Below are 15,076 nucleotides of genomic sequence, written 5' to 3' on the forward strand. Positions count from 1 at the left end.
GGGCCGGGTCGGCCGAGGCGTCCGGGGCGGCCGGATCCGTCGAGGACGTCGTCGCGTCGTTCCAGGACGTCGAGGCGGCGATGACCGAGGGGCACCCGGCCTTCGTCGCCGCCAACGGACGGATCGGGTTCGGGCTCGACGAGTACCGGGCGTTCGCGCCCGAGTCCGGCGGCCGGTTCCGGTACCGGTGGCTCGCCGCCCGACGCGAGCACACGCACCTGGCGCTCGCCGCGGACCGCACCGAGCAGGCGCACTGGGAGTCGGAGCTGTCGGCGGACGTCGTGGCCGACTTCCGGGCCACGCTGGAGCGTCGCGGGCTCGACCCCGACGACTACGTGTGGCTGCCCGTGCACCCCTGGCAGTGGCAGCACCGGATCGCCGTGACCTTCGCGCCCGACCTGGGCCGGCAGGACCTGGTCGACCTGGGCGAGGGTCCGGACGAGTACCAGCCGCAGCAGTCGATCCGCACCGCGTTCAACCGCACCGACCCGGCACGCTCGTACGTGAAGACGGCGCTCGCCGTGCAGAACATGGGGTTCCTGCGGGGGATGTCACCCGCGTACATGCGGAACACCCCGGCGGTGAACGACTGGGTCGCCGGGATCGTCGCCGCCGATCCCACGCTCACCGCCGCCGGCTTCTCGGTCCTGCGGGAGCACGCATCGATCGGGTACACCGGCGACGCGTACCACCGCGTGGACGTGTCCTCGCCGCAGCGGAAGATGCTCGCGGCACTCTGGCGGGAGAGCCCGCTGCCGCGGATGACGGACGGCGAGCGACTGCTGACGATGGCGGCACTGCTGCACCGCGACGCCTCGGGGGCAGCCGTGGTCTCGGCGCTGATCGCGGCCTCCGGGCTGCCCGCCGACGAGTGGGTGCGGCGCTGGCTCGACGCGTACCTGCTGCCCGTCGTGCACTGCCTGACCGTGCACGAGCTGGCCTTCATGCCCCACGGCGAGAACCTGGTGCTCGTCGTGCGGGACGGCGTCGTGGTCCGTGCCGTGATGAAGGACATCGGGGAGGAGGTCGTGGTGCTCGGGCGCGACGCCGACCACCCGGTCCCTGCGGACATCGAGCGGATCGTGCACCCGGTCTCCGACGACGAAGCGGCGCTCGCCGTGTTCACCGACGTGTTCGACGGGGTGCTGCGGTTCGTCGCCGCGATCCTGGACGACGACGGGGTGCTGCCGGAGGCCCGGTTCTGGCAGGTCGTGGGGGAGTGCATCGACGCCTACGCCGATGCACACCCGGACCGCCGTCGGCCGCTGGACCTGCGGGTGCCGACGTTCGAGCACTCGTGCCTGAACCGGCTGCAGCTGCGGAACACCCTGTCGATGGTGGACCTGGCGGACCAGTCGGCGTCGCTCATCCGGGCGGGGGCGATGGGGAACCCGATCGGGCGGTAGGGGGGGTCTGTCGGTCGGTGGTGCTGGCGGCTGGCGGCTGGCGGCTGGCGGTCGCCGGTTCCGTTGCCGTTCGCACAACCGAAGTGCGTTCACGCCGCGCCTTGCCGTGGCGCGGACGCACTTCGGTTGTGCGGGGTGCGGCTGGGCGTCTCAGGGCTGGAGGCGGGTGGCCGTCCAGGCGCCTTCGGCAAGTGCGTACTGCAGTCGTCGGTGCATCCGGTCGCGGCTGCCGTGCCAGAACTCCACGATGTCCGGCTCGAGACGCCAGGCGACCCAGCCCGCCGGCCGGGGGACGTCGTCGCCCGAGTCGTCGAGCAGGTCGTTCGCGTCGTCGATCAGGTCCTGCAGGGTGCGCGGTTCGAGCACGGCCGACTGATCGGCGATGGCCGTCGCGGCGCGTGACTTCGGGGAGCGGTCCGCGAACAGGGCGTCGGACTCGTCGTCCGACAGCCGCACGACGCGCCCCTCGAACCGGAGCTGCTGCATCGTCTCGCGCCAGTACGTCTGCAACGCTGCGTGCGGGTTCTCGGCGAGTTGGCGGCCCTTCGGGCTGTCCTCCGACGTGCCGAAGACCAGTCCGTCCGCCTCGATGCGCTTCACGTCGACGGTGCGCGCCGACACACGACCGTCCGCCCCGGCCGTGGCGAGGGTCATCGACAACGGCTCGGAGACCTCCCGGTCCTTCGCCGCGGACAACCACTCGCGGGCGAGGTCGAGCGGAGACGCTGGCGGGTTGTCGAACTCGGGCAGGTGCAGGGAGTCGTCACCGGAGAGCGGGGCAGAGGACATGGACCCAGCCAACCGTGCGCGGGGCCTCGGCGTTCAGGGAGTCGGCACCTGCACCGACACGAGCTCGCCGTCGCCCAGGTGCACGATCGCCGCACCGGGCTGCACCCGCTCGACGATGCTGCTGCGCGGCAGACGCATGCCGAGCAGATCGCCCTCGGTGATCGCCTGGGGGCTCAGCAGCGCGCCGGAGCGGTTGCGCTTCATGTCGACCTGCCACCCGGTGAACCCGACGCCGAACTCGGCGGTCAGGCCGGCGGCGACGATCGCCTGCCCGTTGTCGGCCGCCCGCTTGACGAAGCCCTGCAACCAGCTCTTCGCCGGGGCGTCCTTCACGAGCTCCGCGTCGTCGATCACCAGGACGCGGCGGCCGGGCTGCCCGTCGAACAGGGGTGCGAGGTCGTCCTCGGTCAGGTCGACGCCCTCGTGCGCCGCCAGGACGCCCGGCTCCGTCGCGAGTCCACGCAGCGGGGACTGCCGTGGCGTGACGAGCACGACCTCGCCGCCACCGCGGAGGACCGAGCGCGTCACCGACAGCAGGACGGTGCTCCGCCCGGACTTGGCGGGGCCGCCCACCACGAACGAGCCGGCCGCGGCCAGGTCGGGGCCGATCGCGGTGAGGTCGTCGCCGCCGATCCCGACCAGGCCGAACAGACCGGCGTCGTCGTCCCGCATCTCCCACGCACGGTCGAACGGCACCGGACCGGACAACTGGTCGACGCGGAACGGCCTGCGGGTGCGCTCGACCGAACGGTCGCGCTCCGTGGCGAACGTGGCGAGGGCGGTGATCGCGGCGGCCTGCGACTGCCCGGTCCCCGCGGCGGCGAGCAGCGCGATCTGGGTCTCCGTCGCCGAGTCGGAGGCGAACGCACGACCGTCGGGCACCTGTTCCGGCAGCTTGCGCGGGTTGAGCGACGCCAGCCCGTAGTCGCCGCGGTCCGACAGGCGGAGGACGAGCTTGTCCTCGACCAGGGTGGCCATGCGGCTGGACAGCAGCTGGCGGTCACCCGTGACGACGAGATGGATGCCGACGCTGGCGCCCTCGCGCAGGAGCGTCATCACCTGGTCGGTCGGGGCGCCGTGGTCGAGTTCGCCGAGGGAACCCACGAACCCCTCCCACCGGTCGAGCATGAAGACGATGTGGGCCAGGCGTCCCGACGGCACGACCGCCGCTGCGCGCTGTTCGACGATGCTGGCGAACCCGCCGTCGGCGAGGACCTGCTGGCGACGCGCGAGCTCCTGGGTGAGCTTGGCGAGCAGCCGCTGCGCTCGTTCGGTCTGCACGCGCTGCACGACGGCACCGGTGTGCGGGAGCGCCTGGATGGGCAGCAGCGCACCGTTGCCGCAGTCGAGTGCGTACACGTGCACATCGGCTGCCGAGGTGTTCCGGGCGATCGCCGCCGCGATGGTGCGCAGGACCTGCGACCGGCCGCTGCGAGGTGCACCCACCACGTACAGGTGCCCGTCGGAGTCGAGGTCGAGGCTCCTGACCCGTTGTGCCTGCTCACCCGGGAAGTCCTGCAACGCGAAGGGCAGCGGGCCCACGCGCGCGTCCGTCGTCGTGCTGTCGTCGAGTTCCCACGCGCGGTCGTTCAGGTCGGTGAAGAGCAGCGTCTCGGGCAGGGCGTCGAGCCACGGTCGGTAGGGGGCGGGGCCACCGAGCTCCGCGGCGGCGGCGGCCACGGCACCGACGAGTTCCTGCAGGTCGGTCCGCTCGTCGGTGTGCTGCACCTGGGACTTCGGCGGCGCGGGCGGTGCGGTGCCGAGAGCCGACCACGACACGGCACCGGCCCAGACCTGCTTGCGCTGGGACGACTGCCCGGGCCGGCGGCCACCGACGCGACCGGACTGGAACGGCAGCAGGGCACCGGCACCGAGCCGGATGTACCCGCGACCGGGCGTGCTCTTCTGGATCTGCGCCGCGTCGCCCGCGTCGATCACGTCGGTGCTCTCGCTGGAGTCGGTGACGCGCAGCGCGATCCGCAGGTTCGTGTTCGCGCGGATGTCGTTCGACACGACACCGGTCGGGCGCTGGGTGGCGAGGATGAGGTGGATGCCGAGTGAACGGCCGCGCTGCGCGATGTTCACGAGCCCGGTGACGAAGTCGGGCAGCTCGCGCACCAGGCTCGCGAACTCGTCGATGACGATGAGCAGGCGCGGCATCGGCGGCAGCGGTTCGCCGCGGCCGAGGCGGTCGAGGTAGTCCTCGATGTCCTTCGCCGCGGCGTCGGCCAGCAGGTGCTCGCGACGACGGAGCTCGGCGCCGAGGGACTCGAGCGCGCGCTCGACCAGGTGCGTGTCGAGGTCCGTGACCATGCCGACCGTGTGTGGCAGCGGTGCGAAGTCGCGGAACGCCGCCCCGCCCTTGTAGTCGATGAGGACGAAGTTCATGCCCTCCGGGGTGTTCGTCGCCGCGAGGGACGCCACGATCGTCTGCAGCAGTTCGGACTTGCCCGAACCGGTCGTCCCCGCGACGAGACCGTGCGGCCCGTCCTTGCGCAGGTCGAACGCGAACGGCCCGTCCAGGCTCTCGCCGACGACCACCTCGGTGGTGCGCGGCCGCACCGCCCACCCGCTGGTGATCGCGCGGGGTGTGGGCGGTTCGAGCAGCATGACGTCGAGCAGTCGCGACGAGGTGGGCAGACCACCGGCGTCGCTCTCGTCGTCCGCGTCGACCATGGGCGCGACCGCGCGGGCGACCGTCTCGAACCAGCCGTCCGGGATGCGGTCCGGCCGGACGTCGGTCACCGTCGCCTGGCGCTGCGCAGCGACGCGGATGCGTTCGGGGCCCACCGTGACGACGACCGAGCACTCCTCCGGCAGCAGCCGGGCTTCTTCCTCGATGCAGACGGCGCGGACCCCGACCGCCGGGCCCTCCTTCAGGATCCGGATGAGTCCGGGGAGGGCACGGAGCCGCCGCGCTCCGTCGAGCACGACGACGACGTCCGGGCCGGGGATGCCCCGGACGTTGGACTCGCGCATCGCCCGCTGTCGCGCGTCGATGAGCTGACCGACCTCCGCCACCCGGGCACCGAGCGTCTCGGCGTCGTTGCCGATCGCGATGACGGCGTCCTGCCCGAAGCCGGGCCGCGCCTGCGGGATCCACCGCAACCACGCCCACTCGTCGGCCGAGCGGGCGTCCGTCAGCACGACGAACTGCGTGTCACGCGGGCTCTGCAGCACCGCGAGCTGCGCGACGAACCACGACGTCAGGTGCCGCGTGTGCTCGTCACGACCCGCGACCCCGACGACCCCCTGCACGCCGAGGTCGACGATGACCGGCACGTCCTCCGCCAGCTTGTCGACCGCTCGCCGGTGCTCGAGCGCCGACGGGTCCTCGAGCACGACGCCGGACGGCACGTCCGCGGTGCCGACGCGCAGCGTCAGGTAGTCCGGATCGGTCCGCCGGCGTTCCCACAGGCGAGCTCGACGTCGCAGTGCGACGTCGAGCACGGTGGCGGGGTCGGGGGCGCTGGTCCGCAGCTCGCGCTGGTACCGCACCACTGCCTCCAGGGCGTCGGCCTCGACCGCCTTCTTGGTCTCCTCGTACTCGGCGACGCGCTGCTTGTGGGACTTCTTGCCGTTCCGGCGGTCCCACCAGGCGTTGCCGAACATGATGATCGGCGACATCAGACCGAACGCGAGGTACGCGACGTTGTGGAAGATCGAGACCATCACAGCGGCCATGCCGAGCGGCGCGAGCGCCGCGATGATCGGGATGGATCGACGTGACTGCTGTGCCGGTACGGCCGGCAGCTTGAACACGGACGGGTGGTCCTCGGGCAGGAGCCGCGGTGGCCGCGTGTAGTCGAGCGAGCCGCCACCGGGGGTCAGGCTGATCGCCGCTCGGTCGGCGTCCGGTACCGCGACCGACAGCAGCGTGTCGCCGATCGTGACGATGCTGCCCGGTTCGACCGGGGTCTCTTCATCGACCTCGGTGCGGTCGACGAGGACCCGAGAACCCTTCGTCGGGGTGATGGTGAACCGACGGTTGAGGTCGAGCCGCAGGACGGCGGCGTACTCCGGTGCCGACCGGTCGGGGAGCGACACCGTCGCGTCGGGCGCGGACCCGACGTGGGCGATCCCGGCATCGAGCACCACCACGGTGCCGGCACCCGGCCCGCCGACGATCCGGACGCTCGGCAGGTCGCCCGGCAGTGGCAGGACCGGCGCCGGTCCGCCGAAGGTGAGGCGTGCACCCTCGAGCAGCACGCCGTCGCCGATGCGTGCGTGCGGGGTGGTCGGTACGGCGTCGACCGCGACGTCGACGATCGACGCGGCACCCTGCCCGAGCCGCTTGGCGACGACCTCGACGATCTCGCCGAGGAGGGTGTCCTCGTCGCACTCCACGACGAAGTCGGCAGAGGCGCTCGACGGAAGGTGGCTCGCGGTGAACGTCAGGCGCACGTGAGGCGCCCCGCACCGGAGATCGTGGTCGTCGTGGTCGCAGCGCGGTGGTCGGACGAGGCCCCCCGCAGCGTCGTGCTGCCGCTCATGGGTCGATTCTCGCAGGTTCCTGCGATGCGCAGGCCGGGTTGCACCCGGCTTGTGGACGGGTTGTCGAACTGGAGGCGCGGTGTGGGGAGCTGGGTTGGCTCACCCATGACGCGCCCAGTCTCAACACCCACCTCGCGTGGTGATGCGTCGGACGAAGGCCTCCAGGGACGCCTCAGCGCCAGCGAAGGCAGCAGCGTGATCGCCGATCCCCGTGACGGTGATGGTCGAGGAACCCGAGCGGAACTGCCAGCGACGAGCGGCCACGGCTCCCGCTGCATCCAGGAACGGCCAAGTCTCGGTTCCCGCTTCCCAACGGGTGCCGGTGCCGGCTCGGAGGCCGTCGGCCGGAGCGCTCCCGGGGCCGACGAGCCGCTCATCGGTCGCGCTGACGGCGACGGTGGTCGTGTTCGTGATCGACGTGAGCTGCGGGCGGAACACCGCGAACCGGAGGTCGGGTGCGCTCATCCTGCAGAGGACCTCGAGCGACGCCGCGGTCGAGATCACTTCCGCCGTCCTGAACGGTCGGACGTACCAGGGGAAGAGTCGGGAGGTGGTCGAGTTCGCCCAGCGCTTCGGCTTGCCCCGGACCTCCTCGGGTAGCGGGACGACCAACCAGTCCGCTCCGGCGATGTCCTCGAGGCCGCGGAAGTCGACGGGCGTCGGATCGGGGGCGCCGGTCACGACGACACGCAGAGTGCGAACTCGCGTCCGTGTTCGTCACGGACCACGACGGCTCGGTCGCCAGGCCTCACGACGATCGAGCGCAGGACGTCCGACCAGTCCAGCGTCCGAGCGGGCGCGATCCGATCGGTGAGCACGATGGTGCCCGCCGACTGCGCGCCGTACGGGCGGCCGTCCACGACGGCGAGCGGCCCCAGTTGTCGCCGTGCTTCGCATCGTCGCTCGGAACGGCTGCTTGCGCGACCATCTCCGCCTCAGTGATGACGCTCAACCCCAATCGACACGCACGTCGCGGAGGAGCTCGTCGAGCATCGGCCGCGCGAGTGCACTGTCGTCCTCGTCGGGGACGAAGAACGACACGACCACGGTGAGCTCGTTCAGGCCGTCGACGATCGGGATGATCGCGCGGACGACCTGCATCACTGACCGTGCCCGGCGGTCGGTGCTGCGTTCCCGCATCTCCACCAGCGTTGCGCGGCCGACGGGCAGGTCGAGTGCCTTGACGCTGGCGTCGCCGATACCGGACGCCCGCGGTGCACGAGCATCGTCGATGAAGCTGTCCGCGCGGTCGACGCCGGCGACACTGTGCACGACCGCGTAGGCGATCGCACGAACCGTCGGCGCGGTGGTCGAGAGGACGAAGCAGCTCTCCGCTTTCGCCGCGGACTGGAACGCAGCGATGTCGTGCATGACCGTTCGGAGGACCGTGCGTTCTCGACGCTTCGGCCGCTGCTTCGCCTGCGCGAGCGCATGCTCCACCGCAGCGTCGGTGACGTCGTCGATGTGACCCTCGTCATCGAGCAGCGTCCAGGCGCGGTTGTAGTTCCACAGCAGGCGAGTCATTCGTCTCCTCTCGGGGCTCCGATCACGATCCAACGTCCGAGCCCGACCGGTGCCTTCCCCCGCTCTGCGCGACGACGACGGAAGCTCAGCCACGAGACGAGCGGGACGGCGAGTACCAGGAGCAGGATGCTGGCCGCAGCGAAGACGTTGCCCTGCATCGAGTACCAGACGGCGACTGCTGCTCCGATGAGCGGGATGCCCACGGCCACGAGGTGACGTCGGGTGAGCGTCGGTCGATCGGGGCGTCCGTGCTGTTCCGGACGGATGCGAGCGACGGGCAGACGTGAACTCGATTCGACGACGAAGACCGCTGCGACCGCTGCGACCGCGATGGCTGCGGACACGGCAGTGACGATCGTCGAGGTGTCCCCAGGGCTTGCTGAACGAGCGCCGGCGAGCACGACCGTCGTGAAGGCCGACGATGCGAGGAACGGGTACGCGGGCACGGACCCCATGACGTTCGGCAGCATCAGCGACGACGGGCCGACACGGCTGCTGCGCATCTCGTCGAGCGCGAGCGCGGGCTGGTTGCGCACATCGTCCGACACGAGGGTGAGGACACCGAGCCGCTGCAGGAACTCTCGGAGGACGAGTGTCTCGTCCGGCGATGGTGCCCACGAGCGCAGCGGCAACTGCGCGCGGACCGTGTCCGTTCCGTCGATGAGCAGCACCCGTGGGTCCTCGTCGTGCACGAACGCCGCGCGCACGACGACGTCCGGCCCGAGATGCCGATCCGGTGTTGCCAACCGCTGCGCGATGCCCTGCCCGTCGACGAGGACGAGACCGTGGTCATCCGCGCTGATCGACGCCGAGTCGAGGAACCAGGAAGGGCCGACCACGGGCCGGAGCGCCTGCCCCCGGAGATTCCTGGGCAGCCGCCTCCGCCCTGCGGCGATGGCCAGCACCACGATCGCGTTGGCCGCAGCGGCACCGGCCGCAATCCATCCCAGAACCGGGGCGTCGGTGACGCGGTTCATCGTGAGCACGATCGGACCGAACGCGTCCGTCAGGAAGGCGCCCAGTCCGAGCAGGATGACCACGATCAGCATCTTCTGTCTCACGGCGCGTCGTCGCTCGTCCGTGGGGGCGAGGACGCGGGCGGAGGCGAGATGGCCGGGAAGCGGAGCATCCGTGGCGAAACGGTCGAGCAACGTGGAGAGACCGCTCGAGCGGAGTGCGAGCTCCCTCGGTACGACGGAGACGGGAGCCATCCACCAATCATCGATCGGAACGAGGTACAGGTTGCCGTTCACGTCCTCGAGCAGCACGGCACCGTTGCTGGCTGTGGGAGCGAGACGTCTCGGGAGGACGTCCTCGTCCAGGAACCAGGCGCGCGCGACCGGATCGGTCGTCGTTCGGTCACCGCCGCAGTCGAGGATGACGATCCGATCTTGCTCGTCGATGACGAGCCTCGTGGCACTTGTCGCAGCGTCCGCCCGGTCACTCGAAGTGGCAGGGCGGGCAAGGGTTTCAGGCATCGATGACGATCTTCGCAGCGAGCGCGTCGATGCGCGTGATCAACAGTTCGGCGAGTGCGGGCTCTGCGCTGCTCGAAGAGAGGACGACGAGCTCGTCTCCGACGACCCAGGACCACGATGCCTGGACGACGACGAAACGCGCGCCACCTGGCCGCTCCAACGCGAGCCGTTGGACCAGCCGCAGTGCGTCGCCGCTGCTCGTGGCGAGCATCGACTCCTCGATCGGTCCGATCGGGTCAGGAGCACGAAGGCCAGCCCGAACGACTCCGGCAGACCGACCCGCAAGCGGAGCAGTGCGGACGGCGACCCAGCCGACCTCGCGTGAGGCCTCGTGGACCATCCAGGCGGCCGCTGCATCCGTCTCGTTGAGTCGTCTGATGATCGTCGGCGCGCTCGAGGGATCGAGACGATGTGCCTCGAGGTCGAGCGGACGGAGCACGTCGGTCCGTGGCCACGTGATCCTCATCGTCCGCTCTCCCAGGCGAAGCCGGTCATCAGGATGTCGAAGTGCGCAACACGCTCGTCCGTGAACAGTTCACCGGCGCACTGGAACGAGATCAGCGCGAAGGAGCCGTGCTCCTGCGGGACCGGCAGGAGGTAGTCCACGCGCGTCGTCCTCGCTGGCACGTCCGGTCCCGAACCAGCCAGGAACGCCGCGGCGAGGTCTCTGGGAAGCGAAGCCGGCAGCGGTCCTCCTCCGTCGAGCTCACCTTCGGAACGGGCCCGGAGCGCTGCCCCCACGGGCAGATCCGTGAGCGTCGTCGAAGCGCCGAGCGCCGGAGCGACCTCAGCGAGTTCGAGTTCCGCGATCGTCGGCCCGAGGTAGACGACTCCGATCGTGAACAACATGTTCATCGGCGCTCCGCCGAACCGGCCATCGAAGAAGTACAGGTCGGTCGTACCGGCATCCGCCATCGTCGTGAAGGCGGAGCTGATGTCGTCGCGTGCGCGGCGCCGTGCCTCGACTGCAGTCGGATCATCTCCGCCGAGGAGGACGAGGTGTCGGTCAGCGAACGCTCGCGAGGCACGTTTCGGGTCGCCGTCGACCGGGTACCGGTACCACCCGTCCGGCAAGAGGACTCGGTACTGCGTCACAGCGAACCGACGTGGATCTCGCTCTTCGACTTCCAGTAGCCGTCCCAGTCCGTGGCGGCGGAGACGACGTTCTCCACGGGTTCCGGCATCTCCGTGAGACCGGGGAGCCCGGAGCCCGCGACGACTCCGTTCGCGAGCGCTGCGCGCGTCGCGGCCTCGCGTGCGAGCGCGGAGTCCGGCGCGAGCTTGAGGACTTGAGCGGTCTCCATCAGACCGCCGGTGACGTACGTGTCGAGCAACGCCGTGAGGGGCTTCCGGCCGATCGCTTCTGCCTCCCGGACGCCGGCACTGCCTCCCCGGAGGAACGCACTCAACTCGCCGGCCGCCCCGGCGTTCGCCGTACGCGCTGCGGCGGCAGCCGAGGCTGCGCGTGTCTCTCCGACCGCCCCCCGCAGCAGCCCCATCGCTGAGCTGGCGTACTTGGCGGCGCCGAACCCGACCGCGGCCAGTGCGAACCCGAGCGCATCCTTGCCGACGTCCTTCGCGCTCGCGTCACCCGCTACCGACTGCGTCGCCGTGATCAGCAGCTTCGCGCCGGCAACCGCGAGCCCGATGAGGGCGATCACGGGGAGTGCCGCGGGGAAGAACACGGCTGCGATCACGGTGACGACCAGGAGGACCGCACCCACGGCATCCAGTACGTCCTTGATCACGTTGAGAACCCCACGTGCATCGTGGATCGCCTGCTTCACGTGGTCGAACCAGCCGTCCTTCAGGCCGTCGTCGGCGCCCTGACGGATGCGATCGGCGACCCGGCTGGCCAGGTCCCCGTACTCGCCCTGTTCGCCGAAGGGACCGGCGAGCCGGTGGATGATCGCCTTCGCCGCGTCGATGTCGCCCTGTGCCGCACTCAGCGCCCGGTCCTGCGCGTCGACCTGGTCCTGGTGCTCCGGGCTGTCCGCCTCGGCGCTGATCGTCTGGTTCGCCGCAGCGCGGTGCGCGTCCCGCGCGTCCTGCGCCTGCAGCAGAGCGGCGTCGGCCTCGCGCTGGAGCCCCTCGAGCCCGTCTGCCCACTGGTCGAGCGCGGCGGCGAGCGCTGTGTAGCGGCCCTTGGCCTTCTCGATGGCGCCGGCGAGGTCCCCGGCGGAGTCGCGGAACTTCGTCCCCGACTCGCTCTCCCAGCCATCGCCGTCCTTGAGCCTGTTGAGACGGTTGACCTGCTCGGTGATGGCCTGCTCGATCGAGCGGGCACCCGACGCGGACTGTCGAACCTCGACCGGGTCGCCGGGCACCGGATCGAGCTGCATGTCGACGGCGCTCCAGTCGCTGGGCCGTGCCATCAGCTGTCCTTCCCGAGGATCCGGTTCGCGAGCTCGACCTCGGTCTGCGTGAAGCCGTCGTGCGCACTCTCGGCCATCTCGGCGACGGCCTTGATCGACTCTCGGAGGCGCCCGCGTCGGATGTCCCAGTTGCCCGCGAAGTCGTCGATCGCACTGCTGACCGTCATCGAGCCGATGCCGATCTTGTAGTCAGATGCGGCAGAAGCGACGTGTTCGAAGTCGCCGTGCAGCCTCGAGAGGTCGGATGCGAGATTCCCGATCAGGTCGAGATCGAGCTTGATGGTGCCGGCCACGGTTCCCCCGGTGGATTCCTACTGTTGCTCTTCGTCGACGCCGCCCCTGCGGCGAGAACGGTGGCCGGCACCCTCAAGGCGCCGGCCACCGTCGTGCTGGTCCTGACTAGCCGATGCTCGAAGCGAGCTGCTCGTCCGTCGACTCGAGCGTGTTCGCCGCGCTCTCGAGGAAGCCCGCCATGCCGTCGATGGCCTGGATGGTCTGCGTCGCACCGGAGTTGAACTCCGAGTACGTCGAGTCGAAGGCCTTCGAGGACTTGTCGGTGACGTAGCCCGACGAGACGAGGTTGTCGATCTGGCTCTTGAGCTGGCTCAGCTGGTCTTCGATGGCCTTCTGGCCGTTGCGAAGCTGTGAAGCCTGGTTGCGAAGATCGTCGTAGGTGACGTTGACGTTGGCCATGGCGCATGCCCTCCCGATGCGGATGTGGAAACCGGGAGCCCCCCGGCGCGACTCGACCATACTTGATCGCATCGCATCTCGCACCACTTGTGGACAACCACCAGAACGAGGGGTACACCGTGGCACGACGCCGCAAGGACGAGGACGCCCCGGAGCGCCCGGTGGTCACGCACGCCGACGTCGAGCGTGACCGGCAGGCCGGGGTCCTGTCCCGTGCGTGGGTGCTGCCCGCGGCACCGGTGTCCGACGACGAGCCGGACGCCGAGGTGCGTGCCGAGCACCCCTTGCCGACGATCGGTGTGGTGCCGCGGCTCGTGCTCGAGGTCGCTCCCGGCACCGTCGTCCCGCTCGACCAGCCGGTCGTGGTCGGACGCCGGGTCGCGACCGCGCCGGGTCGGCGAGCGGTCCTGCTCGACGACCCGGGCAAGTCGGTGTCGCGTGAACACGCGGCGATGCGGCCGACGGGGGACGGCGGCCTGGTGGTCGAGGACCTCGGCTCGTCGAACGGCACGGTGGTCGTCCGCGCGTCCGGTGCCCAGGAACCCAGCGTCGGTGGCGCGCAGGTCGTCGCCCGGCCCGGTGACGTCGTGATGGTGGGCGACTACGCCGTGCGGGTCCTCGCGGGCTGAGGGCCAGCAGCAGGAGCGCCAACAGCAGGGGCGCCAGCAGGAGCGCCAGCAGCAGGAGCGCCAGCAGCAGGGGCGTCAGCACGAGCGCCAACAGCAGGAGCGCCAGCAGCAGGGGCGTCAGCACGAGCGCCACCAGCAGCAGCCGCCGCCGCATACCGCCGCGCCGTCCGCCGCATCGCCCGCAGCAGCAACGGCCCCGGCAGCCGCAGCAGCGCCCCCGGCACGAGCGCCCGCACCCCGGCCACCGCCCGGACGGTCCGGCGGAACCGCCGTTCCTCGCGCGGCCCCCACGCGAACCCGTACTGCGACCGGAGACCATCGGGCAGCATCCCGACGGTCACGATGCGCACGAGGGGCATCACGGCCCGCACCCACAGCGGCGCGAACCGGGGGCGCAGCAGGTCGCGCACGACCCCGCGGGCGTCGTCGGTGACCTCGAGTCCGGCCAACGTCTGCTGCCAGTACCGGTCGAACGCGGCCACCGAGGCCGGCCAGCGGTCCGCCGGCACCCGCAGCGCGGTGGCGATCGGGGCGTAGGCGGCCAGGACCTGCTCGGCGCGGGCCGCCCAGACGTGCGTGCCGAACAGATCGTGCGCCTGCCGGGCGGAGTCGAACAGTGTCGCGGCGACCCAGAGCTGCCGGTCGACGTCGTCGGCGCCGGCGACGGGCCGGTGCGCACGGTTGACGAAGCCCGCCGCAGTCGCCGAGTCGGCCTCGGTGCCCACGATGACGGCGTACACGAACATCAGGGTGTGGGCGAGCCGCTGCTGGGGTCGCCGGGCGAAGTCCGAGTGCTGTCGGACACCGGCCGCGACGACGGGGTCGGCGATCTGCAGCAGGATGGCGCGGCCGCCCGCGGCCACGGGTGTGCTGTCGGCGAGGAACCGACGCAGGTGACGGTCGTGCACGCGGCCAGCAGACGGACGGGAGGCACGGTGCGGCTCGTGGGTCGCGCCTCCGGGCCGTGGGGTGGTCACGCTGCACCCCGTCGGCGTCGCGCCCGCAGGACGGGGCGCAGGTCGACGGCGATCGCCGCGAGGAGTGCAGCCGCACCGACGACCAGCGCGACCACGGCGGCCGAGGAGTCGACCGGGGCGTCGCGGGTCAGGGCGAGGAGCGTCGCGACGAGCCAGATCGCGGGGAGCGGCCAGAGACGGGCCGGCGCGCCGGTGACCACGGCGCCGACCACCCCGACGACCAGGAGCGGGACCCACCGGCCGACGGGCTCCGCGGTCGTGGCGAGGTGCGCCGCGGCGGCGACCAGGAGCATCGCGGCGATCGCCACCAGGCGCGTGGCCACGGGCGAGCGGCGGACACCGGTGCGGACACGACGGAACACGGCCCGATGCTACCGAGCCGTGTTCCGGGATCGCCTGGTGGTGGGCCGGGTCAGAGCGGCTTCGTGCCGAGGTCGCCGCCGAGGTCGGGGCGGTCCTCGCCCTGTTCCGTCAGGTCGGGCGAACCCTCGCGCGGGGCGCCGCCGGTGGGGCCGTCGTCGGTGCCGTCACCGGGCTGCGGCTCCACCGTCTCGCCGGCGACCGCGTCGTTCGTGACGGTCTCCAGGGACTCCTCGGCCTCGTCCACCTCGTAGGGGCCGACGTGCTCGCGGTCGATGTCGTCGTCGCGTCGCTGCTGGGCGTCGAAGTCGTCGACGGGGCTGATGCCGGGGTCGCTCATGGTGGTTCCTT

15 protein-coding genes are annotated in these 15,076 nt (G+C 71.2%); 2 read left to right on the forward strand and 13 right to left on the reverse strand.

Annotated features, from left to right (window positions below; genetic code table 11):
* Positions 1-1,406: IucA/IucC family protein (locus LEL83_RS03820; protein WP_308009856.1), on the forward strand; the 1,406-nt coding region annotated here is incomplete at its 5' end.
* 150 nt (positions 1,407-1,556) lie between these two features.
* On the opposite strand, the gene LEL83_RS03825 is transcribed toward LEL83_RS03820, so the two are convergent.
* The 10 genes from LEL83_RS03825 to LEL83_RS03870 all read right to left on the reverse strand — a co-directional run bounded on the left by LEL83_RS03825 (position 1,557) and on the right by LEL83_RS03870 (position 12,759).
* On the reverse strand, positions 1,557-2,195 hold the full coding sequence (locus tag LEL83_RS03825) for a pyridoxine/pyridoxamine 5'-phosphate oxidase (RefSeq protein ID WP_225557839.1): 639 nt from the start codon (positions 2,193-2,195) through the stop codon (positions 1,557-1,559).
* Between the two features lie 33 nt (positions 2,196-2,228).
* Positions 2,229-6,599: a type VII secretion EssC family protein gene (locus tag LEL83_RS03830; RefSeq protein WP_225557840.1), complete on the reverse strand. Its 4,371-nt coding sequence runs from the start codon at positions 6,597-6,599 to the stop codon at positions 2,229-2,231.
* Positions 6,600-6,809: 210 nt separating this feature from the next.
* Positions 6,810-7,370, reverse strand: a complete 561-nt coding sequence (locus LEL83_RS03835; RefSeq protein WP_182065738.1) for a hypothetical protein — start codon at positions 7,368-7,370, stop codon at positions 6,810-6,812.
* A 267-nt stretch (positions 7,371-7,637) separates the two neighbouring features.
* Complete coding sequence (locus LEL83_RS03840; RefSeq protein ID WP_225557841.1) at positions 7,638-8,213, reverse strand: hypothetical protein; 576 nt, start codon at positions 8,211-8,213, stop codon at positions 7,638-7,640.
* Positions 8,210-9,274: a hypothetical protein gene (locus tag LEL83_RS03845; RefSeq protein ID WP_225557842.1), complete on the reverse strand. Its 1,065-nt coding sequence runs from the start codon at positions 9,272-9,274 to the stop codon at positions 8,210-8,212. Before LEL83_RS03845 ends, LEL83_RS03840 begins: the two co-directional genes overlap by 4 nt.
* 409 nt (positions 9,275-9,683) lie before the next feature.
* Positions 9,684-10,130, reverse strand: coding sequence for a hypothetical protein (locus LEL83_RS03850; RefSeq protein WP_225557843.1), 447 nt, complete (start codon positions 10,128-10,130; stop codon positions 9,684-9,686).
* Positions 10,131-10,153: 23 nt separating this feature from the next.
* Positions 10,154-10,786 (reverse strand): hypothetical protein, encoded by a 633-nt coding sequence (locus LEL83_RS03855; RefSeq protein WP_225557844.1) that lies wholly within the window; start codon positions 10,784-10,786, stop codon positions 10,154-10,156.
* The gene (locus LEL83_RS03860) at positions 10,783-12,066 is read right to left on the reverse strand and encodes a WXG100 family type VII secretion target (protein ID WP_182065744.1); all 1,284 of its coding nucleotides are present in this window, start codon (positions 12,064-12,066) and stop codon (positions 10,783-10,785) included. The genes LEL83_RS03855 and LEL83_RS03860 overlap by 4 nt, the downstream gene beginning before the upstream one ends.
* Entirely contained in the window at positions 12,066-12,359 is a 294-nt protein-coding gene (locus LEL83_RS03865) for a hypothetical protein (RefSeq protein ID WP_182065745.1), read from the reverse strand. Before LEL83_RS03865 ends, LEL83_RS03860 begins: the two co-directional genes overlap by 1 nt.
* 106 nt (positions 12,360-12,465) lie before the next feature.
* Complete coding sequence (locus tag LEL83_RS03870) at positions 12,466-12,759, reverse strand: WXG100 family type VII secretion target (protein WP_111089241.1); 294 nt, start codon at positions 12,757-12,759, stop codon at positions 12,466-12,468.
* A 119-nt stretch (positions 12,760-12,878) separates the two neighbouring features.
* On the opposite strand from LEL83_RS03870, the gene LEL83_RS03875 reads away from it, so the two are divergent.
* Positions 12,879-13,388: an FHA domain-containing protein gene (locus LEL83_RS03875; protein ID WP_182065746.1), complete on the forward strand. Its 510-nt coding sequence runs from the start codon at positions 12,879-12,881 to the stop codon at positions 13,386-13,388.
* On the opposite strand, the gene LEL83_RS03880 is transcribed toward LEL83_RS03875, so the two are convergent.
* From LEL83_RS03880 to LEL83_RS03890, 3 genes are all read right to left on the reverse strand, one after another.
* On the reverse strand, positions 13,361-14,296 hold the full coding sequence (locus tag LEL83_RS03880; RefSeq protein WP_225557845.1) for an oxygenase MpaB family protein: 936 nt from the start codon (positions 14,294-14,296) through the stop codon (positions 13,361-13,363). The two genes, LEL83_RS03875 and LEL83_RS03880, sit on opposite strands and share 28 nt — an antisense overlap.
* Before the next feature lie 65 nt (positions 14,297-14,361).
* Entirely contained in the window at positions 14,362-14,727 is a 366-nt protein-coding gene (locus LEL83_RS03885) for a hypothetical protein (RefSeq protein WP_225557846.1), read from the reverse strand.
* A 50-nt stretch (positions 14,728-14,777) separates the two neighbouring features.
* On the reverse strand, positions 14,778-15,065 hold the full coding sequence (locus LEL83_RS03890; RefSeq protein ID WP_225557847.1) for a hypothetical protein: 288 nt from the start codon (positions 15,063-15,065) through the stop codon (positions 14,778-14,780).
* Between the last annotated feature and the right edge of the window lie 11 nt (positions 15,066-15,076).

It is taken from the genome of Curtobacterium oceanosedimentum, assembly GCF_020297365.1.
Taxonomy (GTDB): domain Bacteria; phylum Actinomycetota; class Actinomycetes; order Actinomycetales; family Microbacteriaceae; genus Curtobacterium.